The organism is Streptomyces sp. NPDC005799 (assembly GCF_040630525.1).
Taxonomy (GTDB): domain Bacteria; phylum Actinomycetota; class Actinomycetes; order Streptomycetales; family Streptomycetaceae; genus Streptomyces; species Streptomyces griseorubiginosus_B.
Genome location: NZ_JBEXXQ010000173.1, coordinates 1 through 1,305 on the forward strand (window position 1 = coordinate 1; position 1,305 = coordinate 1,305).

A 1,305-nucleotide genomic window follows, 5' to 3' on the forward strand; every position below is an offset into this window, starting at 1 on the left:
TCAGCCCTTGTTGGCGCCGAGGGTGAGGCCGCTGACGAACTGGCGTTGCAGGACGAAGTAGACGATGAGGGTGGGGATGGCGGTGAGGAGGGCGCCGGCGGCGACGAGGTTGGGGTCGGTGAAGTACTGCCCGGAGAGGTTGTTCAGGGCGGAGGTGATGGGCATGTTCTCGCCGGTGGAGATCAGCACGATGGCCCAGAAGAAGTCGTTGTAGATCCAGATCGACAGCAGGGTGGCCAGCGCGGCCATGGCGGGTTTGCACAGTGGCAGCACGATCTGCCAGTACATCCGCCATACGGAGGCGCCGTCGACGAGGGCGGCCTCGGTCAGTTCGTGCGGCAGCATCCGCATGTAGTTGGACAGGACGAAGGCGCAGAAGCCGGACTGGAAGGCGACGTGGATGAGGACCAGGCCGAGGGCGGAGTCGTAGAGCTTGCCGCTCATGGTGATGCCGGGCAGGTCGATGAGCAGGTACATGCGGTACAGCGGGGTGATGATGACCTGCTGGGGCAGGAGGTTGCCGGCGGTGAAGACCAGCAGCAGGAAGATGTTGAGGCGGAAGTCGAAGCGGGAGACGTAGAAGGCGACCATGGAGGACAGCAGCAGGGTCAGCAGCACGGCCGGGACCGCGATGATCAGCGTGTTGCCGAAGTAGTGCAGCATGTCGGACTGCGTGAAGGCGTTTTTGAAGTTGTCCAGGGTCAGCTTGCTGGGCCAGGAGACGTAGCCCTTGTCGCTGGTCTCGGCGTACGGGCGCAGGGCGGCGTAGATCGCCCACAGCAGCGGGGCGAGCCAGGCCAGCGAGGTGGTGATCAAAAAGGCGTGCAGCAGGATGCGGGCGGGGCGCACGGGCGTGCGCTGTTTGGTGATGACAGCGGTGCTCATGCCTGGCGCTCCTTGCGGAAGGTCGCGATCAGGTAGGGGATGATGACCGCGAGGGAGATCACCAGCAGGACCACGGCGATCGCGGAGCCGTAGCCGATCCGGCTGGACTCGCCGATGATGTTGTTGGTGATCAGGATGGACAGCAGTTCGGTGCCCTGGGCGCCCTTGTTGAAGACGAACACCAGGTCGAAGGCGCGCAGCGCCTCGATGATCGTGACGACCAGGACGACGGTGTTGGTGGGGCGCAGGGTGGGGAAGATGACGTTCTTGAACGTCTGCCACTCATTGGCGCCGTCCAGGGCGGAGGCCTCGCGCAGGGAGGGGTCGACGCCCTTCAGGCCGGCCAGGTAGAGGATCATCATGTAGCCGGTGTGCCGCCAGGACGCGGCGACCAGCACGGCCCACAGGTTGAGGTGGGGA

Annotated in this window: 2 protein-coding genes; both read right to left on the reverse strand. The window is 64.8% G+C overall.

Annotation, left to right across the window (positions count from 1 at the left end):
• Positions 1 to 885 carry a carbohydrate ABC transporter permease gene (locus tag ABZ453_RS50900; protein ID WP_359026852.1) on the reverse strand — a complete coding sequence of 295 codons (885 nt, stop codon included), beginning with the start codon at positions 883 to 885 and terminating at the stop codon, positions 1 to 3.
• On the reverse strand, positions 882 to 1,305 hold a 424-nt coding region (locus tag ABZ453_RS50905; protein WP_359026853.1), incomplete at its 5' end, for a sugar ABC transporter permease. The genes ABZ453_RS50900 and ABZ453_RS50905, both read right to left, overlap by 4 nt.

Coding starts and splice junctions, on each gene's coding strand:
- ABZ453_RS50900 (WP_359026852.1), bottom strand. CDS start 885: ATGAGCACCGCTGTCATCACCAAACAGCGCACGCCCGTGCGCCCCGCC.